This window comes from Pseudonocardia acidicola (assembly GCF_012911935.1).
GTDB classification, from domain to species: Bacteria; Actinomycetota; Actinomycetes; order Mycobacteriales; family Pseudonocardiaceae; genus Pseudonocardia; species Pseudonocardia acidicola.
In genome coordinates, this window is sequence record NZ_JAAXLA010000001.1 from 109316 (window position 1) to 133092 (window position 23777).

The following is a 23777-nucleotide window of genomic DNA, read 5'->3' on the forward strand; positions in this document are numbered from 1 at the left end:
CATCTCTTGTTCGCGGTGACCGGCGCTACATAACGTCGATACCGCCGCCGAGCGAGGGAGACCACCACCGATGCTGACTGCCGAGCAGAACGACGAGCTGACCCAGGTCGAGGCCGGAACCCCGATGGGTGAGGTGTTGCGCCGCTACTGGTACCCCGTCGCCTTCACCCGCGAACTGGCCGAGTTCCCGGTCAAGCGGGTCGAGTTGCTGGGCGAGTTCTTCGCGCTGTGGCGCAGCCCGAGCGGACGGTACGGGATCATGCCCGAGCCGTGCCCGCACCGGAAGGCGTCGATGGCCTACGGGGTCGTCGAGGCCGACGGCCTGCGCTGCCCGTACCACGGCTGGGTCTTCAACCCCGACGGGGAGTGCGTCGAGCAGCCCGCCGAGCGGGACAACACGCAGTTCCAGAAGCGGGTCACGGCGCAGGCGGGCAGGGTCGAGGAGCTCGGCGGGCTGATCTGGGCCTACGTCGGCCCGATGCCCGCGCCCGAACTGCCGCGATTCGACACCTACGTCATGGAGGGCTTCCGCGACATCGGCTGGGCGGACCTGCCGTGCAACTACGTGCAGATCATGGAGAACGCGGTCGACCCGCACCACGTCGAGTTCCTGCACGGGCGCTACTTCGAGTTCGTCGGCCGCCACGAGGGCTTCACCGCGCCCGCGTCGTTCGGCAAGAAGCACGTCAAGGTCGGCTTCGACGCGTTCGAGTGGGGGATCATCAAGCGCCGCGTCGTCGAGGGGGCGAGCGAGGAGGACGACGACTGGAAGGTCGGCCACCCGCTGGTGTTCCCGTACAACATGCGCGTCGGCGGCGGCGGTATCCACCAGATGCAGATCCGGGTGCCGATCAACCGCACGACCACCCGGTTCATGCTCTACACGGTGCACAGCCCCGACGGCTACGAGCACGTCGACCAGCCGGTGATCCCGGACTACGAGCTGCCGGTGCTCGACGCCCACGGCCGCCACGTCACCAACTACGTCGAGGGCCAGGACATCATGGCCTGGGTGACGCAGGGCGCGATCACCGACCGCACCACCGAGCACCTGGGGCGCAGCGACATCGGCGTGGCCATGCTGCGCAAGATGTTCCGCGAGCAGATGGACCGGGTGGCGAAGGGGCTGGACCCGCTCGGCACCATCCGCGAGAAGCACGAGCGCATCGACCTGCCGTGTGAGAAGGACAAGTTCCACGCCGGTGCGCAGTTCGCGCTGGACTTCTGCGACATGGGCTCCAGCCGGTTCTCCCCGATGCTGGACACCATCAAGAAGATCCACATCAGCGCGGCCGACAAGGTCGCCTCGGAGAAGGCGGCAGCTGCGCAGTGACCGGGCGACCCGCGGGGCACACGTTGGTGGACCGGCGCTTCGCCGCCGACGCCGAGGCGCACCGGCGCGATGCCCCGCGGTTCTGCCCGCGCTGCGCCGGCGAACTGGCCGGATCCGGCATCGTCACCGAGTTCTGGGAGGCCGAGGACCGGCGGTTCTACTGCTGGTGCGGCGGCTGCGGCTGGACCGGCGAGGTGATCCCGTCGGGCTCCGGCGTGCTCGGCCACGAACCGGAGCACTGACCGCTCGGCCACCGGGCCCCGGACCGCCGGCGCGCCGGGCCGCGCGGTTGACGCGCGCGCCCGGCGGGCAGATCGTCGTCCCCGGACGGCATGACGACGATCTCGGGGGGATCGGATGAGCGGGCAGGGACAACCAGGTGGGAGCCGGGCCGGTGGCAGCACGCTGCCGCCGGGGCGGCTGTGGCACGCACAGGCGAGCATGCCCGCCGTCGGCACCGACCGGATTGTGATCACCCGCGGCGAGGGCTGCTACGTCTGGGACACGGGAGGCCGCAAGCTCTTCGACACCACCGCGGCCCTCTGGTACGCGAACGTCGGGCACGGCCGCGCGGAGATCGCCGACGCGGTCGCCGACCAGATGCGCCGGCTGGAGACCTTCCACTCCTTCGGCCGCTACACCAACGACGTCGCCCTCGACCTCGCGGAGCGGGTCGCCGCGATGGCGCCACTGCCCGACGGCCGGGTGTTCTTCACCAGCGGCGGGTCGGACGCGGTGGACACCGCGGGCAAGCTGGCCCGCCGGCACTGGGACCTGCAGGGCCGGTCCGGCAAGCGCACCGTGATCAGCCGGGAGCTGGCCTACCACGGACTGCACGCGTTCGGCACCAGCATCGCCGGCCTGGAGGCGAACCGGGTCGGCTACGGCGAGCTGATCCGCGAGACGCTGCGGGTGCCGCCCAACGACGCCGACGCACTGGAAGCGACCATTGCCCGGCACGGCGCGGACACGATCGCCGCGTTCATCGCCGAGCCGGTGATCGGAACCGGCGGGGTCGTCCCGCCCGCCCCCGGCTACCTGAACCGGGTCGCGGAGATCTGCCGGGACAACGACATCCTGTTCATCGCCGACGAGGTCATCACCGGTTTCGGCCGCACCGGGCAGCTGTTCGGCTGCCGGCGCTACGGCGTCGAGCCCGACATCGTGCTGATGGCCAAGGGCATCACCTCGGGCTACCTGCCGCTGGGCGCGGTGGTGGCCGCCCCGCCGATCTGGGAGCCGTACTGGACCGGGGATGCCGACTTCAAGCACGGGCTGACCTACTCCGGGCACGCGGCCGCCTGCGCCGCCGCGATGGCCAACCTGGACATCATCGAGCGCGAAGGGCTGGTCGGCCACGTCGCCGCGATGGAGCCGGTGCTGGCCGATGCGCTCGCCCCGGTGGCGGCGCACCCGCTGGTCCGCGAGGTCCGCGGCCCGGTCGGGCTGCTCGCCGGGGTCGCGCTGAACGACCCGGACACCGCGACCGCGGTCGCCGAGGCCGCGGTCGACGCCGGCTACGTGACCCGGGTGATCGTCGGTGACACGCTGCAGATCTCACCGCCGTTCGTCGTCACCGCCGAGGAGCTGCGCCGGTTGGCCGCCGATCTGCTCCGTCTGCTCGACGCGGCGGGTTAGCATCCCGGCATGTCAGAGTCGGCCGCGCCCGCTGGGGACGTGACGGACGCGGCCGGGCTGCCGCGCGACGGTCTGGTCGCCGTGGTCAAGCAGGACTGCCCGACCTGCCGGCTCGTCGAACCGGTGCTGGCCCAGCTCGGCCCGGCGCTGACCGTCTTCACCCAGGACGACCCCGGGTTCCCGGCCGGGGTCGGCGACGTCCGCGACGACACCGCGCTCGATGTGAGCCTCGCGCTCGGCATCGACACCGTGCCGACGCTGCTGCGGTTCGCCGACGGCGCGGTCGTCGCACGCACCGAGGGCTGGCTGCGCGACGAGTGGGAGGCCCTCGCCGGGGTCGGCGGGCTGGGCCCCGACCTGCCCGAGTACCGGCCCGGCTGCGGCTCCCGCACGCACGACCCGGAGGTCGCCGAGGAACTGCTGGTCCGCACCCGTGGCGGCACGCTGTCCGCGCGCCGGTTGGAGATCGCCGCGCTGGAGGACGAGGCCGAGGCGCTGTTCGACCGGGGCTGGTCCGACGGGCTCCCGGTCGTCGCCCCGACCCCGGCCCGGGTGCTGCGCATGCTCGAGGGCACCGCCCGCGCGCCGGACGAAGCGGTGGCCGTGATCCCGCCGAACCTGGTCGAGGCGACGGTCGAGAAGGTGGCGATCAACGCGGTGCTCGCCGGTTGCCGCCCGGAGTACCTGCCGGTGGTGCTGGCCGCGGTCGAGGCCGCCTGCACCGACGAGTTCAACGCGCACGGTCTGCTCGCCACCACCTGGGGCGCCGGTCCGGCGATCATCGTCAACGGCCCGGTCGCGCGGGAGATCGGGATGAACGCCGGCGGCAACGCGCTGGGGCAGGGCAACCGGGCCAACGCCACGATCGGCCGGGCGCTGCAGCTGGTGATCCGCAACGTTGGCGGCGGGCGGCCCGGTGAGGTGGACCGGGCGACGATGGGGCACCCCGGCAAGATCGGTTTCTGCTTCGCCGAGGACGAGGCGGGCTCGCCGTGGGAGCCGCTGTCGGTGTCCCGCGGGGTCGCGCCCGGTACCTCGGCGGTCACGGTGTTCGCCGCGGAGGGCCCGCGCGGGCTCGCCGACCAGATCTCGCGCACACCCGAGTCGCTGGCCCGCTCGCTGGCCGCCGGACTGCGGTCGGTCGCGCATCCCAAGCTGCCGCTGGCCTTCGACGCGACGCTGGTCGTCTGCCCGGAGCACGGCCGGGTGTTCGCCGAGGCCGGCTGGTCGCGCGACCGGCTGGCGGCCGAGCTGGCCGAGTTGCTGGCCCTCGACCCGGCCGAGATCGAGCGCGGCGCCGGTGGCATCGAGGAGGGCCTACCGGCCGGGGCCGCGACTGCCCCGGTGCCGAAGTTCCGCCCGGGCGGGCTGCTGATCGCCTACGCCGGCGGCGGCGCCGGGATGTTCTCGACGGTGATCGGCGGCTGGGTCGGCGGCCCCGGCGGCAGCCAGCCGGTGACCAGGGAGGTGGGCCCGTGGGCCTGATCGTGTTGGACCCGACCGACGAGCGGGCCCCGGCGCAGCGCGAGCCGCTGCCACGGCCGGCGTCGCTGGACGGCGCGCGGGTCGGGCTGCTCGACATCTCCAAGGCCCGCGGGAACGTGTTCCTCGACCGGCTGGCCGAGTTGCTCGCCGCGCAGGGCGTGGCAGTGCGCCGCTACGCCAAGCCGACGTTCGCCAAGCCGATGCCGCCGGACCTGCGCCGGGAGATCGCCGCGGAGTGCGACGTGGTGATCGAGGCCCTCGCCGATTGAGGCTCGTGCACGTCGTGCAGTGTGCACGACTTCGTCACCCTCGAGGGCCAGGGCGTGCGCGCCGCGTTCGTCGCCTCCTCGGAGTTCGTCGCGGCGGCCGCGGCGCAGGCCCGCGCGCTGGGTTACGCGCGGGTGCCCGCGGTGTTCGTGCCGCACCCCATCCAGGACCGCACCGACGCCGAGATGCGCGAACTCGCCGAGCAGGCCCTGGAGATGATCCTCGCCGCCGTCACCGGGTGAACCGCGGCGTACCGGCCATCCGGCGTCGCCGGGCTGATCAGCTCAGGGGGGATCGCGCTGACCGGGGGCGCTGGGGGAGCAGTTCGGTCCTTACCTGCTCGAAGAGCTCGTCGGGCGCGGCGATGGATCGGCCACGGCGGCCACCCCGGTCTGCGGGCATGTTGTCCGAGCTGCCCGAGGTCGCCGCCGCATCGGGCCCGGTGCTTGCCGGCGTCGACGAGCGCTGCACCGTCGTGGGCGGTGACTGCTTCGCACGTGCCCCGGGCCGCACCCGGTGATCGAGGCCGTCCCGGTGTGAGCGCCGGTTCAGCCTTCCCCGCGGGCGTGCGCGCGCAGCCGCTCCGCCCAGGACCGCGGCGCCGGCGGCTCGCCCACGTCGGCGAACCACCGGCCGTCGCGCTGCAGCACCGGGTAGACGCCCAGTCGGTACTGCGGGGTGGTGTCGCACTCCCCGGTCTCGGCGTCGAAGCGGTACCAGTGCCACGGGCAGACGATCATCTGCCCGTCGCGGAACCAGCCCTGCTCCATCGGCCCGCGGTTGTGCGGGCAGACGGCGTCGGTGACCCGGTAACCCTGGTCGTCGCCGGTGCGGAACACGGCGAAGCGGCGACCGTCGGCGGCGCTGACCACCCAGGACCGGGCGCCGGCCGTGGTGCCGGCCGGCGCGTCGAGCGCGACCAGGGTCACCGCCGGCCGGACGCCCGCAGCTCCGCGAGCGTCTCGCCGCCGACGAACCAGTGCTCCGGTTCGCACTCGGTCAGCACGACGCGGATCGACTCCCGCTTCGCCCCGATCGACGACTCCACGGCGTCGGTGATGGCCTGCCCCAGCGCGTTGAGCTGCTCCGGGCTGCGGCCCCGGCCGATGGTGACCTGGATCAACGGCATCGTCGTCCTCCTTCGTCAGCGGCAGCCGAGCTCGACGGTGCCGAGCCGGTCGATCGAGGCGACCACCACGTCGCCGGGGGCGACCGGGACGGCCGCGGTGAGCCCACCGGACAGGACGACGTCGCCGGCGCGCAGGCCCTCGCCGTCAGCGGCCATGGTGCGGACCATCCAGGCGACGGCGGCGGCCGGGTGACCCAGCGAAGCCGCGCCCGAGGCGGTGGCGACGACCTCGCCGTTCTTCTCCAGCACGACGCCGACCAGGCGCAGATCGATCCCGGCGGGCGGGACCGGGGTGCCGACGACGAACCGCCCGGCGGAGGTGTTGTCGGCGACCACGTCGGCCATCGTGAACCGGTAGTCGCGGTAGCGGGAGTCGAGCACCTCGATGCCGACGGCGACCCCGGAGGACGCGGCGATCACGTCGGCGGCGGTGACGTGCGCGCCGGCGAGGTCGCGGCCGAGCACGAACACGATCTCGGGTTCGCAGCGCGGCTGGATCAGCGCCGAGGTGTCCAGCGGTTCCCCGAGGTCGAGTGCGTTCGCCCCGGCGAGGAAGCCGAAGACCGGGCTGCTCACCCCGACCTGGGCCTGCTTGGCCCGAGAGGTCACCCCGAGTTTCCAGCCGACGAGTGGCCCGGCCGCGTCGCGCAGCACCCGCTGCACGGCGTAACCGGCGGCGAGGTCGAGGTCGGGGACCTCGTCGGAGAGCTGGTCGATCGCGGTGCGGTCGGCGACGGCCTTGCTCAGCCGGGCGGCGAGGTCGCTGGTGTTGATCGCCATCAGGAATCCTCTCCGGCGGCCACCCGGACGGTGACCGGCCCGAGCCGGTCGAACTCCGCCCGGAACACGTCGCCCGGGTTCATCGGTACGGCGGCGTGCAGCGCGCCGGTCATGATCAGGTGGCCCGGCTCGAGCGCGACGCCGTTCTCGCCGAGCACGTTCGCCAGCCAGGCGACCACGGCGACCGGGTCGCCCAGCGCGGCGGCGCCGGCGCCGGTGTCGATCAGTTCGCCGTTGCGGGTGAGCGTCATACCGACCAGCCGGCTGTCGATCCCGTCCAGCGGGACGACGTTGCTCGAGGTGGCCGTCGCGCCGTTCGAAGCGAGGTCGGCGACGGTGTCGGCGAGCTTGATCCGCCAGTCCGCGATCCGCGAGTCGACGATCTCGAGCCCGGCGACGGCCCCGGCGATCGCGCGGCGGGCGTCGGTCACGGTGACGCCCGGCCCCTGCAGCCGCTCACCGAGCACGAAGACGATCTCGGCCTCGATCTTGGGGGAGATGAACCGGCCGAGCGGGATCGTGTCGCCGTCGCGGTAGACGGTCGAGGACAGGACCGGGCCGTAGTCAGGAGAGTCGACACCGATCATCTTCTGCATCGGCTTGGAGGTCAGACCGACCTTGTAGCCGATGATCCGGTCACCGTCGGCGAGCAGCAGCTTGATCAGCTCCTGCTGCACCGCGTAGCCGTCCGCCATGCCCAGCGACGGGTCGTCGTCGGTGAAGGGCGGGATGGGCACCCGGGTCCGGCGGGCGTCGTAGAGCGCCTGCGCCTTCGCGGGCGCGTCGGTCACGGGCATCGGTGGGTTCTCCTCGTCGTCGGGCTTCGTTCGTGATCGTGGTCCGACGGGCTGCTCCCGTCACCGCCGGCGTTCCGCTCGGCGGAACGCCGGTTCCAGGCCGGAACCTCTCCCGTTGTCACGAACGGCACTTTCGTTCAAACCTATTGAACGAACGTGCCGTTCGTGAGCACCGGCGAGTGTTCACGCCTCCCGGCCCCGGGGCAGCAGCGCGGTCGTCTCCGGCGACCAGCCGAGGCGGCGGGACACCGCCTCGCCCGCCTCGACCAGCGCGCGGGCGTGCCGGCGGCGCGGCACCGCGCCGAACCGGGCCACCGGCGCCCCGATGCTCAGCGCGGCCACCACGTCGCCGTGGATGTCCCGGATCGGGGCGGCGATCGAGGCCACCCCGACCTCGCGCTCGTTGATCGCCTCCGCCCAGCCACGGGCACGCACGGTGGCGAGCTCGTCACGCAGCACGGCCGGGTCGGTGATCGTGTGCGGGGTGAGCCGGGTCAGGGTGTCGCGGGCCAGGTAGGCCTCCCGCTCGGCGTCCGGGCGGTGGGCCAGCAGCACCTTGCCCGAACTGGTGCAGTGCGCAGGCACCCGGCGCCCGGTCTCGGTGAACAGCCGCAGCGAGTGCGCGCTCTCCAGCCGGTCGACATAGACGACCTCGTCACCGTCGAGCACACCGACCTGCGAAGACTCCCCGGTCTGCTCGCGCAGCTGGGCCAGCACCGGCCCGGCCGCGGCGTGCAGGTCCAGGTGCACCTTGACCGCCTCACCGAGCTCGAACATGACGATGCCGAGCCGGTACCCGCCGGTGCGCGCGTCCTGCTCGATCAGGCCCTCGGCGACCAGCGTCGACAACAGCCGGTGCACGTTGGACTTGCCGAGGTCGAGCCGGCGGGCCAGCTCGGAGACCCCGAGCGACTCCTCGCGGGTCAGGAACGCCTTGAGCAGCCGGGCCGCGTTGCGGACGGTGGACAGCGTCGCGTCGGTCATGACCCCGCCTCCGCGGGAGGGAGTGCGTCGGCGGTCATGACCCCGCCTCCGCGGGAGGGAGTGCGTCGGCGGTCATGACCCCGCCTCCGCGGGAGGGAGTGCGTCGGCGGTCATGACGCCGGCGTCTCGGACGTCTCCGCCGCTTCGGCGGGCGGGCGCGGCGTCCAGTCCCGGCGCCCGCCGACCGACGCGAGCAGCGCCTTGCGGACGTCGTCGGGGTCGGGGTCGGGGGAGTCGGCGAGGGCGGCGACGGCCTCGTCACGAGGCGCGATGGCGCGGGCCAGCAGCGCCTGCGCCCGGGGCAGTCCGGCCGAGGCCGCGCCGACCAGTTCGTCGACCAGCCGCTCCCGGCCGCGGACCCGGCTGCGGATGGTCTCGAAGTCCCGCGCGGCCGCGGAGTGCCCGCTGGCCAGCCCGGACCCGACGTGCCCCGCGTGGTGCGGGGTCAACCCCGATCCCGGCTGGGCGACCACGTGGTAGACCACCGTGGTCAGCCCGAGCGCGTGCTTGACCTCCTCGTACGCGGGAGCGGCGGACTCGTCGACGAGCCCGAGCGCGGGCACCACGACCGGGTCGTAGAACCGCAGCGTCCAGCTGAGCCCGGGGAGCTCGCCGGCCAGCTCGACCTCCTGGCCGCGCAGCGGACCGAGATCCTCGCGGGTGGCCAGCAGGTGCAGGTTGCGCACCCCGACCGCGGCGACCCGCACCGGCCGGCCGGTGGCCAGCAGCGGCATCCGGCCGCGGATCGCGGGCGGAAAGGTGTCCGCCTGGGCGAGGTAGGCGCGGTGCAACGCGGCCACGTACTCGGCGACGGCCGCGCGCATGCCCTCGGGCCCGGGGGGACCGGCCTGCTCGCGAGGGGTCTGGGGATCGGGCATCTCGCCCTCCTGCCGTTCTGATATCTGGAACAGCCGCTCTTCCTTCCGGAACGCTAAGCGGGCTAGCGTCGACGCGTCAAGGCGCAGCGACACGACCGAATCGTCCGCGCCCTGCACCCGACACGACATCTGCCACGCGACACCAGGAGCTGATTGCCGTGGGGATTCTCCGGCTGGCCCACATCGACGTCCGGACTCCGGACCTCGACCTCGCCACCGCCTACTACACCGAGGTCATGGGCCTGCAGACGGTGCAGCGGACCGACGACACCGTCTACTTCAAGTGCTGGGACGAGGAGGACCACCACTCGCTGCGGATGCGTTACCACCCGCGCACCGGGCTGGACTCCTTCACCTTCCGCGTCGAAGCCGAGGACGACCTGCACGAGTTCGAGAAGAAGGTCGAGGCCTACGGCTGCCCGACGAGCCGGGTGTCCAGGGGCGAGGCCGTCGGGCAGGGCGAGTCGATCCGCTTCGAGGTCCCCTCCGGCCAGATCATGGAGCTGGTCTGGGACATCGAGAAGACCGGCAACATGCTCGGCAAACGCAACCCCTCGCCGGTCCCGCCGCCGGACCTGCCCGGCATCGCGCCGCCCCGGATGGACCACATGCTGGTCAACGCCGAGGAGGTCGCCGAGTCGGCCAGCTTCTTCATCGACGTGCTGGGCCTGCGGATGACGGAGCAGGTGCTCGACGGCAACGGCCACCAGCTCGGCGTGTGGCTGGCCGGCCGGACGAACTCGCCGCACGACATCGCGATCGTCAACGGCCCGAACGGCGCGCTGCACCACTGGGCGTACTGGCTCGACGACTGGGACCACATCCGCAAGGCCGCCGACACCCTCGCCTACAACGGCGTGCAGATCGACCAGGGTCCGACCCGGCACGGCATCACCCGGGGCAACACCATCTACTTCTTCGACCCGCTCGGCATCCGCAACGAAGTCTTCACCGGCGGCTACTGGGTGGACCCGGACACCGAGATCATCACCTGGACCGAGGACAACTTCGGAAAGGGACTCTTCTACTACGAGAACGTCGTCAGCCAGCGCTTCCTGCGGATGCACACCTAAGAAAGGGACACCCGCCATGCCGGATCGGATCCTGCGGCTGCAGCACGTCGAGGTGCGCGTTCCCGACCTCGAACTGTGCACCGCCTACTACACGGAGGTCCTGGGCCTCATCGAGACCGCGCGCGACGTCAAGGACGGCGCCGACCGGGTGTTCCTCAAGTGCTGGGACGAGCGCGAGCACCACTCGGTGGTCCTGCGCCAGGCACCCACCTACGGCCTCGACCACATGTCGTTCAAGGTCGCCGAGGCGGCCGACCTCGACTACTTCACCGAGAAGCTCGAGGCGGCGAGCGTGCCGGTCAAGCGCTACGCCGCCCGCGAGCTGGGCCCGGGCTGGGGCGAGGCGATCCGCTTCGACTCGCCGTCCGGCCACCTCGTCGAGCTGGTCCACGGGATGGAGCGGGTCGGCAACATGCTCCCGATGACCAACCCGCCGCCCCGGCCGCAGGACCTGGTCGGCATCGCGCCGCCGCGGCTGGACCACGTGTTCGTGATGGCCGAGGACGTCGGGGAGTTCACCCGGTTCTTCATCGAGCTGCTGGAGTTCCGGCTCACCGAGCAGATCGTTGCCAACGACGGCCACCAGCTCGCGACGTTCCTCGAGCACAGCCACACCCCGCACGACATCGCCGTGATCACCGGTCCCAACGGCGGGCTGCACCACTTCGCGTTCTGGATGGACGACTGGAACGGCATCCGGGAGGCGGCCGACACGCTGGCCTATCACGGCGTGACGATCGACGTCGCGCCCACCCGGCACGGCGTGACCCGCGGCTACACCACCTATTTCTTCGACCCGGTCGGCAACCGCAACGAGCTGTTCACCGGCGGCTACTGGGTGGACCCGGACTTCGAGCCGATCACCTGGACCGAAGAGGAGATGGGCCGCGCCATCTTCTACTACCACCGCCAGGTCAACGAGCGCTTCTTCACGGTGCACTCGTGACCGCCCCCGCCGACGTCCTGCTTCCCGCGGAGGTGCAGTCATGACCGAGCGCCCGGACGCGCGCAAGATCGACCGCTACGAGGCCCCCAACTATCTGGCCCGCTACCGCGAGCGCCAGGGCAGCCGGGGCAAGGCCGCCTCGACCAACGGCTCGGCGAACGGCGCCGGCGTGCTCGCCGCGCCGGAGGGGCCCGACGCCCGTCCCGGTACTCGCCCCGACTCCACGCCGCTGTACCTGCGCCGGTTCCGGGAGCGCGCCGCGACGACGGCCGCGCCGGCCCACCGCGTCGAGTACGAAGGGGCGACCTTCAGCCCGGAGCTGGCCGAGGCCACCCGGGGCAAGGAGATCGCGGCGCCGATGGAGCGCCGGGTCTCCGAGAAGATCATCTGCGAGATCTCGATCATCCGGCACGGCGTCACCCAGGGCTACTCCACCGACGCCGGGCTGACCCCGATGGGCGGCTGGCAGGCCCACCGCCGCGGGCACGAACTGGCCCGGCGGTGGGACTCCGGGGACAAGGTCCGGCTGGTCTGCGCGAACACCAACCGGGCCCGGCAGACTGCCGAGCAGATCTACCGCGGCGCGACCGACGGCCTGCAGATGTGGGGCCACGATGTCGAGCTGTCCGAGCCCGAGCCGATCCCCGAGCTGCGCAACTTCGGGGTCTGGACCCCCGACGGGCTGCGCGACGTCACCTCGGCGTTCCGGCAGTACCAGTCGACGATGGAGAAGCTCGAGCGGATGGCGGTGGGGGACCGGCCGCGCTGGCTGGTCGAGATCGACCGCTTCTACCGGGTTCAGCTCGGCGGCGCCGACCCGATCCAGATGTGGCTGACCATCCCGCTGATGTACTTCGAGCCGCCCGCGCTCTGCGTGCGCCGGTTCTGGCGCGGGTTCCACCGGCTCATCGCGGAGTCACCGGACCACAGGCGGATCGTCGCGGCCACGCACTCCGGGCCGATGCGCGCGTTCGCGACGTGGGCGCACGGCTACGACCCGGGTGAACCGCTGAACACCGAGGAGATCCGCGTCAAGCTCCGCGAGGGAGGGCAGACTGCGTTCGTGTCCTACCGCAACCGCGTCACCGAGGTGAACGTCCCGCCGCCCGACGAGTTCCCGCAGTGGGAGTCGTGAGCCGCCGATGACCGTGGCGGACCTCGGCATCAGCAACGGCGCTGACCCGATCCTCGATCCCGCGCGGCTCGCCCCGGACGTCCCGGACCTGGTTCCGGACGGCCCGGTCGGCGAGCCGGCGGGAGCCCCGGGGTCCGGCGCCGAGTCCGGCAGCGACATCGGGGACGGCCCGCTGCGGTCGGTGTCCATCGCGATGTCGGTGCTCGATTGCTTCGGCACCGAAACCGAGCTCGGCGCGACCAAGGTCGCGCAGCGGCTCGGCGTCGCGAAGAGCACCGCCTGCCGGATGCTGGCCGCGCTGGCCTCCGGTGGGCTGCTCGAGCGGACCCGGACCGGGCGGTACCGGCTGGGGCTGCGCCTGTTCGAGATCGGGCAGCTCGCGGTGGACCGGCTCATGCTGCGAGAGCTCGCCCTGCCGGTCCTGGGTGACCTGCGCGAGGTGCTGCGGGAGACGGTGCAGCTCGGCGTGCCGGTGGGCGCGGACGTGCTGTTCGTCGACCGGCTCGACGGCGCGGCTGCCGGCACCCGGTTCCACACCGAGCTCTACCGCCGCGGACCCGGGCACTCGTCGAGCGCGGGCAAGGCCATCGCCGCCTTCAACCCGGCGATGGAGCGGGCGATCATGGAACGCGGGTTCATCCGGCGTACGCCCTTCACCATCGTCGACCCGGGCCGCTACCAGCAGGTGCTCCGGCAGATCCGGGTCGACGGCTACGCGGCGTCCCGGGAGGAGTACGAGCTGGGCACGTCCTCGGTCGGCGCACCGATCGTGCTGACCCGGGGTGGGCGGCGGATCGCGGTGGCGGCGATCTCGGTGGTCGGCGCGACACCGCGGGTCCTGGGCCCACGCAAGGTCGCCGTGGTGCAGAGTGTCCGTCGAGCCGCCGCCACGGTCTCCGCGATGTTGGAGCGGTCCCAGGAGTAACGCCCGTGCGCGGTAGGTGGTGCCAGAGCACCGCTCACCGCGCACGAGCCGAGCGAAGTGAGGCATCCGGCGATGACGCTGCAGGACACCCGAACCGAACCCGTCGACTTCGCGCTCGGCGACCGATATCGCGCCGGCGGGGGGCCGGTGCTGCTGACCGGGGTGCAGGCCATCGCCCGCATGCTCGTCGAGCAGCACGCCGCCGACGCCGCCGCCGGGTTGCGCACCGCGTCGTTCGTCTCCGGGTACCAGGGCAGCCCGCTGGGCGGGCTCGACAAGACGCTGGCCGCGGCCCCCGAGCTGGTCGAGACCGCCGGGCTCACGTTCGTCCCGGGCGTGAACGAGGAGCTCGCCGCCACCGCGATCTGGGGCAGCCAGGTCGAGGTCCCCGGGCACGGGCGGACCGTCGACGGCGCCGTCGGGGTCTGGTACGGCAAGGGACCCGGCGTCGACCGGGCGGGCGATCCGATGCGTCACGGCAACATGTGCGGTGCCCATCCGCAGGGCGGCGTACTGGTGCTGGCCGGCGACGACCCGGGCTGCAAGTCCTCCACCATCCCGTGCATCAGCGAACGCACGCTGGCCGGCTACGGGCTGCCGGTGCTCTACCCCGGCAGCGCCGAGGAGATCGTCCGGCTGGGCCGCTACGGCGTCGCGATGTCCCGGGCATCGGGCATGTGGGTCGGCATGAAGATCACCGCCGACGTCGCCGACGGCATCTACACCGTCGACGGTGACTGCGGCGACGTGGAGATCACCGTCCCGGAGCTGGAGTGGGAGGGCCGGCCCTGGGCCTACCAGCAGATGCCGATGCTCGTCCCGCCCGCGGCGCTGGAGGCCGAGGCCCAGATGTACGGGCCGCGCTGGGCGATGCTGCGCGCCTTCCTGGCCGCGAACCCGATCAACACCGTCGAGGTCGACACGCCCGGTGCCTGGCTGGGCATCGTGGCCGGCGGCAAGGCGTTCACCGACGTCCGGCAGGCGCTGCGCGACCTCGGCCTCGACGACGACGGCCTGCGCCGCGCCGGCATCACGCTGCTGCGCCTCGGGATGATCCACCCCATCGAGCGCGACCTGCTCCGGGAGTTCGCCACCGGGCTGGACACGGTGCTCGTCGTGGAGGAGAAGACCCCGTTCGTCGAGTCGGCGGTGCGCGACGTGCTGTACGGGCTGGCCGATGCCCCGGCGGTCATCGGGTCGGCCGATGCCGAGGGCGCCCCGCTGATACCCATCGCCGGCGAGCTCACCGCGGGCGCCCTGGCCGGGCCGTTGCGCCGGGTGCTGCGTGGCCGGGTCGAGCTGGAGCCGGTCCGCCGTGAGCCCCCGAAGCTGGAGCTGCTGCCCGTCGCGCGCACGCCGTACTTCTGCTCGGGCTGCCCGCACAACCGGTCCACGATCGTGCCCGAGGGCGCCGTCGCCGGGGGCGGGATCGGCTGCCACGCGATGGTCGCGCTGACCCACCGGCCCACCAGCGAGGTCTCCTCGATCACGCAGATGGGCGGCGAGGGCGCTCAGTGGATCGGCCAGGCGCCCTTCACCGAGGCCCGGCACATGTACCAGAACATGGGCGACGGCACGTTCGCGCACTCCGGCCAGCTCGCCGTGCAGGCCTGTGTCGCCGCCGGGGTGTCGATCACCTACAAGCTGCTCTACAACCGGGCCGTCGCGATGACCGGCGGGCAGGACGCCGAGGGCGGGCTCGAGGTCCCGGCGCTCACCCGCAAGCTGCTCGCCGAAGGCGTCGCGAAGATCATCGTGTGCGCCGACGAACCCGAGCGCTACTCCGGTCTCGACCCGCTGCCGTCCGGGGTCACGCTGTGGCATCGGGACCGCTTCGACGAGGCGCAGAAGGTGCTGGGCGAGACCGAGGGCGTCACGGTGCTGGTCTACGACCAGCGCTGCGCCGCGGAGTCCCGGCGGTTGCGCAAGCGCGGCTCGCTGCCCATCCGGCCGACCCGCGTCGTGATCAACGAGGCGGTCTGCGAGGGCTGCGGCGACTGCGGCGTGAAGAGCAACTGCCTGTCCGTGCAGCCGACCGAGACCGAGTTCGGCCGCAAGACCCGCATCGACCAGACCTCCTGCAACACCGACTACAGCTGCCTCGACGGGGACTGCCCCTCGTTCGTGACCGTGCAGGTACCACTCGGCTCGCGGACGGCGTCCGCGCCGGCCCGCCCGGCGGCGCAGCGTCCCGAACCGCCCGCGGTGCCCGACGTGCCGCGCCCGGCGTTCACCGGTACCCGCGACATGTTCCTCGCCGGCATCGGTGGCACCGGCATCGTCACGGTCAACCAGGTACTCGGGTCGGCCGCGGTCCGCGACGGGCTGGCCGTGCACGGGGTGGACCAGACCGGGCTGTCGCAGAAGGCCGGTCCGGTGGTGTCGCATCTGCGCGTCGCCACCGACGAGGCCACGCTCGGCCCGGCCAACCGGGTCGGTCCCGCCCAGGCCGGCTGCTACCTGGCCTTCGACGTGCTCGTCGGCGCGGACGCCAAGAACCTCGGCTACGCCTCGCCCGAGCACACCGTCGCGGTGGTCTCGACGAGTCCGATCCCGACCGGGTCCATGGTGCGCGACGCCTCGGTGGCCGCACCCGATGTGCGCGCGCTGGTCGAGCGGATCGCCGGCGTGAGCCGCGAGGTCGTCGAGCTGGACGCGCAGGCCGCCGCGCAGGCGCTGTTCGGCGACACGATGCCGGCGAACCTGCTGCTCGTCGGCGCGGCGCACCAGGCCGGGGCGCTGCCGCTGTCGGCCGACGCGATCGAGTGGGCCATCGAGCTCAACGGTGTGGCCGTCGCGGCGAACACCGCGGCGTTCCGCTGGGGCCGGGTCGCCGTCGCCGATCCGGACGCCTTCGCCGCCGCCGTGGCGGCGGGCGCGGGGCCCACAGCGCCGGCCGCGACCGCGCCGGTGCTGCCCGCCGGCATCGACCTGGGCGAGCTGGCGGGGGAGACCCGCAGGCTCACCGAGATCCGGGCCGCGCAGCTCGTCGGGTTCCAGAACGAGCGCACCGCGCGCGCCTACGTCGCCGACGTGCTGGCGGTCTGGCGGGCGGAACGCGGCCTCGGTGACGACACCGCGTTCAGCGAGGCCGCGGCCCGCGGGCTCTACAAACTGACCGCCTACAAGGACGAGTACGAGGTGGCCCGGCTGCTCACCGACCCGGCCTTCGAGGCGAAGCTCGCCGCGGAGGTGCCGGGCGGGGCGACGATGCGCTACCGGCTGCACCCGCCGGTACTGCGGTCGATGGGCCGGGACTCCAAGATCGCGTTCGGGCCGTGGATGCGACCGGTGCTCAGGACGCTCGCCCGCGGCAAGGTCCTGCGCGGGACCCCGCTCGACCCCTTCGGCCGCACCGAGATCCGGCGGCTGGAGCGGGCGCTGCGCGACGAGTACCGGACGATGGTGCTGCGGCTGGCGTCCGGCCTGACGGCGGACGGCTACGCGACCGCGGTGGCCGCCGCCGACGCCCCGGACCTGATCCGCGGTTACGAGGGCGTCAAGCTCGCCGGCGTCCGGCGCTACCGGGCCCGCCTGGCGGAACTCGGCGTCGGATAGCCGGGGACGGTCTTCACCGAGCCCGGTGGCGTGGCTGTGATCCGCGCCGCCGGGCTTGACGCTGTCCGGGAGCGCCGATCTTGATCACGCCCGGGTGTGCGTTCGGCGCGCCGCGGCCCGGTGGTCGTCGCACGACCACGTCCTGATGCCGACGTACAGTGACGGGTTCGCCACGAGACGTTGCCACCATCGGGTTCTCGGGCAGTCACTGCGGTGAGCGGTTGGGAAATCGTCCGGCGTGTCGCGCAGACGCGCCGATGTAGCCGCTCGTCGCGTCCACCGGTCCGGTGACCTCCTTCGTGCGGCTCGGATTGTCCTCGGCAGGGGTTCGCTCGCTAACGTCCCCTGCGGATCACATAACGGCACGGTCACGAACCGGACTCGGATCGAACCCCGATCGATCTTCCCGCTTCCCCACGGGACGTCCGCCGTGTCGAGGGATCCGGAAGGAAAGGTCGTGTCACGGCACCGCTCCCCCAGTGGCCGTAACGCGTACCACGGGCCCCCGCTGCCTGCTCTGAGCATGGCAGCGGGGGCCGGCGGCACGCACCGGTCGGCAGCCCTCGCGGCCAACCTCCTGCCCGGCCCGCTGCGCACCCGCGTGCTGGCCACCGTGGTCGCCGGTGGTGCGGTCGCCGCCGGCGGTCACGCCGCTTTCCCCGCAGCGCTGCCCGCGATCGCCGACAGTGCGAATGTGTTCAGCCTCGGCAGCGCGCAGCACACCGACGCGCCGTCCGGGGCGGCACCGGCCGCCCCCGGCGCGGTCGACGGCACCGTCAACGGTGCGGACATGGCGCAGCTCGCGGCCGCGCCCGCGCCCGCCGCCGGGACGGCCGCCGCTCTGCTCACGACGCTCGACCTGCACCAGCAGGCGGCGGACGTGGCCGGCAAGGCCGCCGATGCCGCGAAGGCGGTGCAGGCGGCGAAGGTCGCCGAGGCTGCCACGGTTGCGCAGGCCGCGACGGCTCAACCGGCCGCCGTGACCGGCGCCGTGGGCCGGGCCGTGCAGATGGTCGTCGGGCAGGTCAGCTCCGGATTCGGCATGCGTGGTGGCGTGCTGCACGCCGGCGTCGACATCGCGGCCCCCATCGGCACCCCGATCCACGTCCCGCTCGGCGGCACCGTGATCAGCTCCGGGCCGGCGTCCGGGTTCGGACTGTGGGTGCGGGTGCAGCACGCCGACGGCACCGTCACCGTGTACGGCCACATCAACCGTTCGCTGGTCAACGTGGGTGAGAAGGTCAACGCCGGCCAGGTGATCGCCGAGGTGGGCAACCGCGGCCAGTCCACGGGCCCGCACCTGCACTTCGAGGTGATCACGCCGGGCGGGCAGAAGATCAATCCGCAGCCCTGGCTCGCCGCGCGCGGCATCGGCGTCTAGCTCCGGTCGTCCGTCCCGACGGTCGCCGCCGTGTCCACATGGGCGCCGGCGCGGTCTCTCGTGTTCGTCCGTCCGATGTGGGCGTGATCGGCGGGTTCCTGCCGAACCCGTGCCCGCCCGGCAGCGTCCGAAGCGACGACCGTCCCGCACGGCCGGGCATGACTCGCCGCCGCGGCAGCCTGCCGGAAGGCCCGGGAGGCTACCACCGGAATCCGACATTTCCGGCCCATCGTCGCTCCTCGATCCACAGCAGGCCTGATCCGGTTGCTCCGGCGGGCCGCCCGCGCCCGTTGTGCACAGGCCACCGGTGCCGTGCTGGTTGCGTCCCCCACTCCCGCGCAGGCTGCGGGCATGGCATCTTCCTCCACTCCCGATCCCGCTTCCGTCCGGCCCGCCGACGGCCCGGTCACCGCCCGTGTCCGGGATCCCGGCGAACTGGTCGCCGTCGTCCCGGTGCTGCTGGGCTTCCACCCGCGCGACTCGCTGGTCGTGATCGGTACGGGCGGCTCGTCCGGCCGCCGGATCGGGCTGACGCTGCGGGTCGACCTGCCCCCGCCGGACGACGCCGGCCCGGTCTGCCGGGCCGCAGCCGACAGCATCCTCGCCGGCGACCCGGCCGGAGCGGCGGTGATCGTGCTGGGTGGAGGCCCCGGAGGCGGCGCAGACGGCCTCCCGCGCTCCGACGTCGCCGCGGCCATGGCGGACGAGCTGGCCGCCGCCGGGGTGGAGGTGTACAGCACGCTGTGGGCCCGGGACACCGCCGCCGGCTCCCCATGGGCGTGCTACGCGGCGTGCGGGTGCTCCGGGCTGCTCCCCGACCCCGCGTCCACGCCGGTCGCCGCGGCGGCTGTCGCGGTGGGGCAGGTCGTCTATCGGGACCGCGCGGAACTCGAGCGGCAGGTGGCTCCGGCCGACCCGGTGCGGCTGCGGCGGCGGGACGCGCTGCTCGACCGCGCGCTCGACGCCGCAGCGGAGGCGGCCGATGCCGGCGATCCGGACGGCCCGGTGGGGTCCAAGCAGCTGGCGGTGCACTACGCGGCGCTGCAGGGTGCGCTCGACGCCGCGGCGGCCGGGCGGCTCGCGCTCGACGATGGTGACGACGACACGGTGCTCGCGCTGGCCGCCGCGCTGCGCGTGCCGGCCATCCGGGACATCGCGCTGGCCGGCTGCGACGGTCCGCGGGCGGCAGCGGCGGAGCAGTTGTGGGCGGCGCTGACCCGCGAGACCCCCGACCCGGAGGCCGCCGAGCCGGCCACCCTGCTCGCGGTGGCGGCCCTGGTCCGCGGCGACGGGGCGTTGGTCAACGTCGCGCTCGACCGGGCCCAGCAGGCGTGGCCGGGGCACCGCTTCAGCAGGGTCCTCGGCGAGGCCGTGGCCCGGGGACTCGGTCCCGACCAGGTGCGCCGCTGGTTGCGCGAGGCCGGCCCGCCGAGGCCGGGCGGGTCCGGCGCCCGGACCGGCGCCGGACTCAGACCGGGAGCCGGTCCTGGGTGAACCGCCAGGCGTCGCCGACGATGGTGGTCAGGTCGGTGCGCTGCGGCCGCCAGGCGAGCTCGGCCTGCGCCCGGGCGCTGGAGGCGACCAGCACCGCCGGGTCACCGGCGCGGCGGGGCGCGGTCACCGCGGGGATCGGGTGCCCGGTCACCGTGCGGCAGGCCTCGATGACCTCGCGCACCGAGAAACCCTGTCCGCTGCCGAGGTTGTAGATGGCGTGCCGGCCGGGCTCGGCGTGCTGCAGCGCGAGCTTGTGCGCGTCGGCGAGGTCGTCGACATGGATGTAGTCGCGGATGCAGGTGCCGTCCGGGGTGTCCCAGTCGTCGCCGAACATCTGCACGGCGTCGCGCTGGCCGGACGCCACCTGCAACACGATCGGGATGAGGTGGGTCTCCACCGCGTGCCGCTCGCCGTACCGACCGTGGGCTCCGGCCACGTTGAAGTACCGCAGGCTGACCGCGGCGAGGCCGTGCGCGGCCGCGTAGGAGGTGATCATGTGATCGATCGCGAGCTTGCTCGCGCCGTACGGGTTGGTCGGGCGGGTGGGGGAGTCCTCGGGAATCGGCACCTGCTCCGGCTCGCCATAGGTGGCGGCGGTGGAGGAGAACACCAGCCGCGGGGTGCCGTGCTCGCGGATCGCCTCCAGCAGCCGCAGCGAGGCGATGACGTTGCCCTCCCAGTACAGCTCGGGCCGCTGCACCGATTCGCCCACCAGGGAGCGGGCCGCGAAGTGCAGCACGCCGTCGAAGCCCTCGGCGAGGACGCCGCCCGCCGCCTCGGCCAGGTCGCCTTCCACGAACCTGCAGCCGTCGGGCACGGCGTCGCGGTGCCCCGTCGACAGGTCGTCGAGCACGACGACCTCGTGCCCGGCCTCCACCAGGTGCGCCGCGCACACACTGCCGACATAGCCTGCGCCACCGGTGACGAGCAGCTTCACGTGGTCCTCCTCGGGCGGGTGTCTGTGCACCATCACGGATTCGCCGCCCGAACGCTCTCACGTGCCGTGCCGGCGCCCGTCCCCGGGGAGGCCCCGGCCCGGGCCGGGGAGAGCTGCTAGCGGGCCCGGACCAGCACGGCGTGCGCGATGAGCGGGGCCACGCTGGCCTCGGCGCCGTCCGCGAGGACCGGCACCGGGTCGCCGAAGCGGGGGATGGCGCGGACATCGACGTCGCGGCCGGGGACGATGCCGGCGCCCTTCAGCTCACCCATCAGCTCCGCGTCGACCTGGACGTGCTCGGCGATCCGGCGCACCTCGACCTTGCCGCCACCACGGCGGGCGAACTCGTCGAGCCGCTGCAGGCCCACCTCGAGGGTCGGCGGGGCGGACACCGCGGTGGTGGTGGTGCCCTCGCTCGCCTTCGGTGTCGTGGTGAGCTCGTTCAGTCCCGGAATCGGGTTTCCGTAAGGGGAGATCGTGGGGTTGTCGAGGAGTTCGACGAGCTTGCGCTCGACGGCGTCGCTCATGACGTGCTCCCAGCGGCACGCCTCGGCATGCACGAGCTCCCACTCCAGCCCGATCACGTCGGTCAGCAGCCGCTCGGCGAGCCGGTGCTTGCGCATCACGGCCACCGCGCGGCCACGTCCGGTGTCGGTCAGTTCGAGGTGCCGGTCACCGGCCACGACGACCAGGCCGTCGCGCTCCATCCGCGCCACGGTCTGGCTCACGGTGGGTCCGCTCTGCCCGAGCCGCTCGGCGATGCGGGCGCGCAGCGGAACCACGCCTTCTTCTTCAAGTTCGTAGATGGTCCGGAGATACATCTCCGTGGTGTCGATGAGCTCGTTCACGGCCGGCCCCTTCGGTCTCGTCCCATACTAGCCGTGCAACGTTGCGGCGATGGATCAGCATCCCCGGGCAGGATGGACGGCGTGACCACCTTGCTCACACCCACTGACCTGGCCCGGAAGCTGACCGGACCGGACCCGCACGGGCGTCCGGTGGTGCTGGACGTGCGCTGGCGCCTGGGCGGACCACCCGGCCGGGCCGACCACACGGCCGGCCACATCCCGGGCGCCGTCTACGTCGACCTGGACACCGAGCTGGCCGGACCGCCCGGCCCCGAGGGCCGCCATCCGCTGCCGGCACCGGAGCAGTTGCAGGCGGTTCTGCGACGCGCCGGGGTGTCCGGGCAGTCGCAGGTGGTGGCCTACGACGACGGTAACGGAGCGGTGGCCGCCCGCGCCTGGTGGCTGCTGCGCTGGGCGGGGTTCCCGGCCGACCGGGTCGCGGTGCTCGACGGCGGCTACGCGGCCTGGGTGGCCGGGGGCCACCCGGTGTCCGACGAACCGGTGGACCCGGCGCTCGGCGACGTCGTCGTGCACGCCGGGTCGATGCCGGTGCTCGACGCCGACGCCGCGGCCGAGCTGGCCCGCTCGGGGGTGCTGCTGGACGCCCGCGCGGGGGCGCGCTACCGGGGAGAGACAGAGCCCGTCGACCCGCGGGCCGGGCACATCCCCGGCGCCCGCAACGCCCCGGCCACCGACAACGTCGGCCCCGACGGGCGCTGGCTCGCGCCCGCGGAGCTCGCGGCCCGGTTCGCGGAGCTGGGCGTCGGCGACGGCGTGCCGGTCGGCGCCTACTGCGGGTCCGGCGTCAACGCGGCGGCGCTGGTGCTCGCGCTCGAGCACGCCGGGGTCGCACCGGCCGACCGCCCGGCCGCACTCTACGTCGGATCCTGGTCGAACTGGAGCGCCGACCCGGACCGCCCCGCGGCCACCGGGGAGCGGCCGTGACGGGCCGGCGGTCGCCGATCCGGCGGCGACGACGGGACGCAGGCCCGCCGATCCTTTACGGTCGACGGGCATGAGCCCCCGCACGGCAGTGGTCTGGACCCCGGACTTCCTGGCCTACCAGCTCTCGGACGACCATCCGCTCAACCCGGTCCGGCTGGATCTGACGATGCGGCTGGCCACTCAGCTGGGAGTGCTCGACGGGATCGAGACGCTCGCCCCGCAGCCCGCGACCGACGACGAGCTGATGCGGGTGCACGCCCCGTCGTACCTGACGGCGGTGAAGTCGGCCCCGGAGGCGCCCTTCGGCGTCGGGCACGGGCTGGGCACCGAGGACAACCCGATCTTCTTCGGGATGCACGAGTCCAGTGCGCTGATCGCGGGCGGCTCGCTGCTGGCGGCGCAGGCCATCGCCGAGGGCCGGGCCGACCGCGCCGTCAACATCGCCGGCGGGCTGCACCACGCGATGCCCGACCGCGCCGCCGGGTTCTGCGTCTACAACGACTGCGCGGTGGCGATCGCCTGGCTGCTGGAGCAGGGCTACGAGCGGATCGCCTACGTCGATGTCGACGTGCACCACGGCGACGGCGTGCAGGCGTCGTTCTACGACGACCCGCGGGTGCTGACGATCTCCATGCACCAGCACCCGCTGACGCTGTGGCCGGGAACGGGCTGGCCGGGGGAGTACGGGAAGGGCGACGGCGTCGGCTTCGCGGTGAACGTCCCGCTCCCTCCGGGGACCGGGGACGCCGGCTGGCTGCGGGCGTTCCACGCCGTCGTGCCCTCGTTGCTGGAGTCGTTCCAGCCGCAGATCCTGGTCACCGAGTGCGGCGCCGACACCCACGCCGAGGACCCGCTGGCCAACCTCGAGCTCTCCGTCGACGGCCATCGGGAGATCTACCGGACCCTGCGCGAGCTCGCCGGCCGCGTCGCCGGCGGCAAGTGGCTGGTGCTGGGTGGCGGTGGCTACTCGCTGTTCCGGGTGGTGCCGCGGTCATGGACGCACCTGCTGGCCACGGCGCTGGACCGGGACATCGCGCCGGAGCGTCCGCTGCCGGCCGACTGGGTGGCCCACACCGCCGGGCTGACCCGCCAGCCGCTCCCGGTCGCGATGACCGACGGCCAGGACACGTCCCACGAGGCGTGGGGCGATGCTGCGGGCGAGCGCGTCGACGCGAGCATCATCGACGTCCGGCGTGCTGTGTTCCCCCTGCACGGCCTCGATCCCGACGACCCACGGGACTGAA

Annotated in this window: 22 protein-coding genes; 14 read left to right on the top strand and 8 right to left on the bottom strand. The window is 73.3% G+C overall.

Features of this window, described 5'->3' with window-relative positions:
* The first annotated feature begins 70 nt into the window (after positions 1-70).
* The 5 genes from HF526_RS00510 to HF526_RS36065 all read left to right on the top strand — a co-directional run bounded on the left by HF526_RS00510 (position 71) and on the right by HF526_RS36065 (position 4965).
* On the top strand, positions 71-1333 hold the full coding sequence (locus HF526_RS00510; protein ID WP_169379186.1) for a Rieske 2Fe-2S domain-containing protein: 1263 nt from the start codon (positions 71-73) through the stop codon (positions 1331-1333).
* Positions 1330-1575, top strand: a complete 246-nt coding sequence (locus tag HF526_RS00515) for a hypothetical protein (protein ID WP_169379187.1) — start codon at positions 1330-1332, stop codon at positions 1573-1575. Before HF526_RS00510 ends, HF526_RS00515 begins: the two co-directional genes overlap by 4 nt.
* A 115-nt stretch (positions 1576-1690) precedes the next feature.
* On the top strand, positions 1691-2971 hold the full coding sequence (locus tag HF526_RS00520; protein WP_211176573.1) for an aminotransferase family protein: 1281 nt from the start codon (positions 1691-1693) through the stop codon (positions 2969-2971).
* Between the two features lie 9 nt (positions 2972-2980).
* Positions 2981-4456, top strand: coding sequence for a thioredoxin family protein (locus tag HF526_RS00525; RefSeq protein ID WP_169379188.1), 1476 nt, complete (start codon positions 2981-2983; stop codon positions 4454-4456).
* Positions 4453-4965: a UGSC family (seleno)protein gene (locus HF526_RS36065; RefSeq protein ID WP_275403841.1), complete on the top strand. Its 513-nt coding sequence runs from the start codon at positions 4453-4455 to the stop codon at positions 4963-4965. The genes HF526_RS00525 and HF526_RS36065 overlap by 4 nt, the downstream gene beginning before the upstream one ends.
* Positions 4966-5271: 306 nt before the next feature.
* Here HF526_RS36065 and HF526_RS00540 read toward each other — a convergent pair whose 3' ends face one another.
* The 6 genes from HF526_RS00540 to HF526_RS00565 all read right to left on the bottom strand — a co-directional run bounded on the left by HF526_RS00540 (position 5272) and on the right by HF526_RS00565 (position 9291).
* On the bottom strand, positions 5272-5652 hold the full coding sequence (locus tag HF526_RS00540) for a Rieske 2Fe-2S domain-containing protein (RefSeq protein ID WP_169379190.1): 381 nt from the start codon (positions 5650-5652) through the stop codon (positions 5272-5274).
* On the bottom strand, positions 5649-5852 hold the full coding sequence (locus HF526_RS00545; protein WP_169379191.1) for a 2-hydroxymuconate tautomerase: 204 nt from the start codon (positions 5850-5852) through the stop codon (positions 5649-5651). The genes HF526_RS00540 and HF526_RS00545 overlap by 4 nt, the downstream gene beginning before the upstream one ends.
* A gap of 15 nt (positions 5853-5867) precedes the next feature.
* Positions 5868-6632 (bottom strand): 2-keto-4-pentenoate hydratase, encoded by a 765-nt coding sequence (locus HF526_RS00550; RefSeq protein WP_169379192.1) that lies wholly within the window; start codon positions 6630-6632, stop codon positions 5868-5870.
* Positions 6632-7429 carry a 2-keto-4-pentenoate hydratase gene (locus HF526_RS00555; protein ID WP_169379193.1) on the bottom strand — a complete coding sequence of 266 codons (798 nt, stop codon included), beginning with the start codon at positions 7427-7429 and terminating at the stop codon, positions 6632-6634. The genes HF526_RS00550 and HF526_RS00555 overlap by 1 nt, the downstream gene beginning before the upstream one ends.
* Before the next feature lie 183 nt (positions 7430-7612).
* On the bottom strand, positions 7613-8413 hold the full coding sequence (locus tag HF526_RS00560; RefSeq protein ID WP_169379194.1) for an IclR family transcriptional regulator: 801 nt from the start codon (positions 8411-8413) through the stop codon (positions 7613-7615).
* 110 nt (positions 8414-8523) lie between these two features.
* Complete coding sequence (locus HF526_RS00565) at positions 8524-9291, bottom strand: hypothetical protein (protein WP_169379195.1); 768 nt, start codon at positions 9289-9291, stop codon at positions 8524-8526.
* Between the two features lie 158 nt (positions 9292-9449).
* Here HF526_RS00565 and HF526_RS00570 point away from each other — a divergent pair, with 158 nt between their 5' ends.
* The 7 genes from HF526_RS00570 to HF526_RS00600 all read left to right on the top strand — a co-directional run bounded on the left by HF526_RS00570 (position 9450) and on the right by HF526_RS00600 (position 19803).
* Complete coding sequence (locus HF526_RS00570; protein WP_169379196.1) at positions 9450-10364, top strand: catechol 2,3-dioxygenase; 915 nt, start codon at positions 9450-9452, stop codon at positions 10362-10364.
* A 16-nt stretch (positions 10365-10380) separates the two neighbouring features.
* Complete coding sequence (locus HF526_RS00575; protein WP_169379197.1) at positions 10381-11310, top strand: catechol 2,3-dioxygenase; 930 nt, start codon at positions 10381-10383, stop codon at positions 11308-11310.
* Between the two features lie 40 nt (positions 11311-11350).
* Positions 11351-12445: a histidine phosphatase family protein gene (locus HF526_RS00580; protein ID WP_169379198.1), complete on the top strand. Its 1095-nt coding sequence runs from the start codon at positions 11351-11353 to the stop codon at positions 12443-12445.
* Between the two features lie 7 nt (positions 12446-12452).
* Entirely contained in the window at positions 12453-13370 is a 918-nt protein-coding gene (locus HF526_RS00585) for an IclR family transcriptional regulator (RefSeq protein ID WP_169379199.1), read from the top strand.
* A gap of 72 nt (positions 13371-13442) precedes the next feature.
* Positions 13443-16928, top strand: a complete 3486-nt coding sequence (locus tag HF526_RS00590) for an indolepyruvate ferredoxin oxidoreductase family protein (protein ID WP_169379200.1) — start codon at positions 13443-13445, stop codon at positions 16926-16928.
* 523 nt (positions 16929-17451) lie between these two features.
* The gene (locus tag HF526_RS00595) at positions 17452-18309 is read left to right on the top strand and encodes a M23 family metallopeptidase (RefSeq protein ID WP_169379201.1); all 858 of its coding nucleotides are present in this window, start codon (positions 17452-17454) and stop codon (positions 18307-18309) included.
* A 351-nt stretch (positions 18310-18660) separates the two neighbouring features.
* The gene (locus HF526_RS00600) at positions 18661-19803 is read left to right on the top strand and encodes a DUF4192 domain-containing protein (protein ID WP_169379202.1); all 1143 of its coding nucleotides are present in this window, start codon (positions 18661-18663) and stop codon (positions 19801-19803) included.
* On the opposite strand, the gene galE is transcribed toward HF526_RS00600, so the two are convergent.
* Both galE and HF526_RS00610 read right to left on the bottom strand, forming a co-directional pair.
* Positions 19778-20740: a UDP-glucose 4-epimerase GalE gene (gene galE, locus HF526_RS00605; RefSeq protein WP_169379203.1), complete on the bottom strand. Its 963-nt coding sequence runs from the start codon at positions 20738-20740 to the stop codon at positions 19778-19780. The genes HF526_RS00600 and galE overlap by 26 nt on opposite strands.
* Before the next feature lie 116 nt (positions 20741-20856).
* Complete coding sequence (locus tag HF526_RS00610) at positions 20857-21588, bottom strand: iron-dependent transcriptional repressor DtxR (RefSeq protein WP_169379204.1); 732 nt, start codon at positions 21586-21588, stop codon at positions 20857-20859.
* An 81-nt stretch (positions 21589-21669) separates the two neighbouring features.
* Here HF526_RS00610 and HF526_RS00615 point away from each other — a divergent pair, with 81 nt between their 5' ends.
* Positions 21670-22533: a sulfurtransferase gene (locus HF526_RS00615; RefSeq protein ID WP_169379205.1), complete on the top strand. Its 864-nt coding sequence runs from the start codon at positions 21670-21672 to the stop codon at positions 22531-22533.
* Positions 22534-22603: 70 nt separating this feature from the next.
* Positions 22604-23776, top strand: coding sequence for an acetoin utilization protein AcuC (locus HF526_RS00620; protein WP_169379206.1), 1173 nt, complete (start codon positions 22604-22606; stop codon positions 23774-23776).
* Position 23777 lies beyond the last annotated feature (1 nt).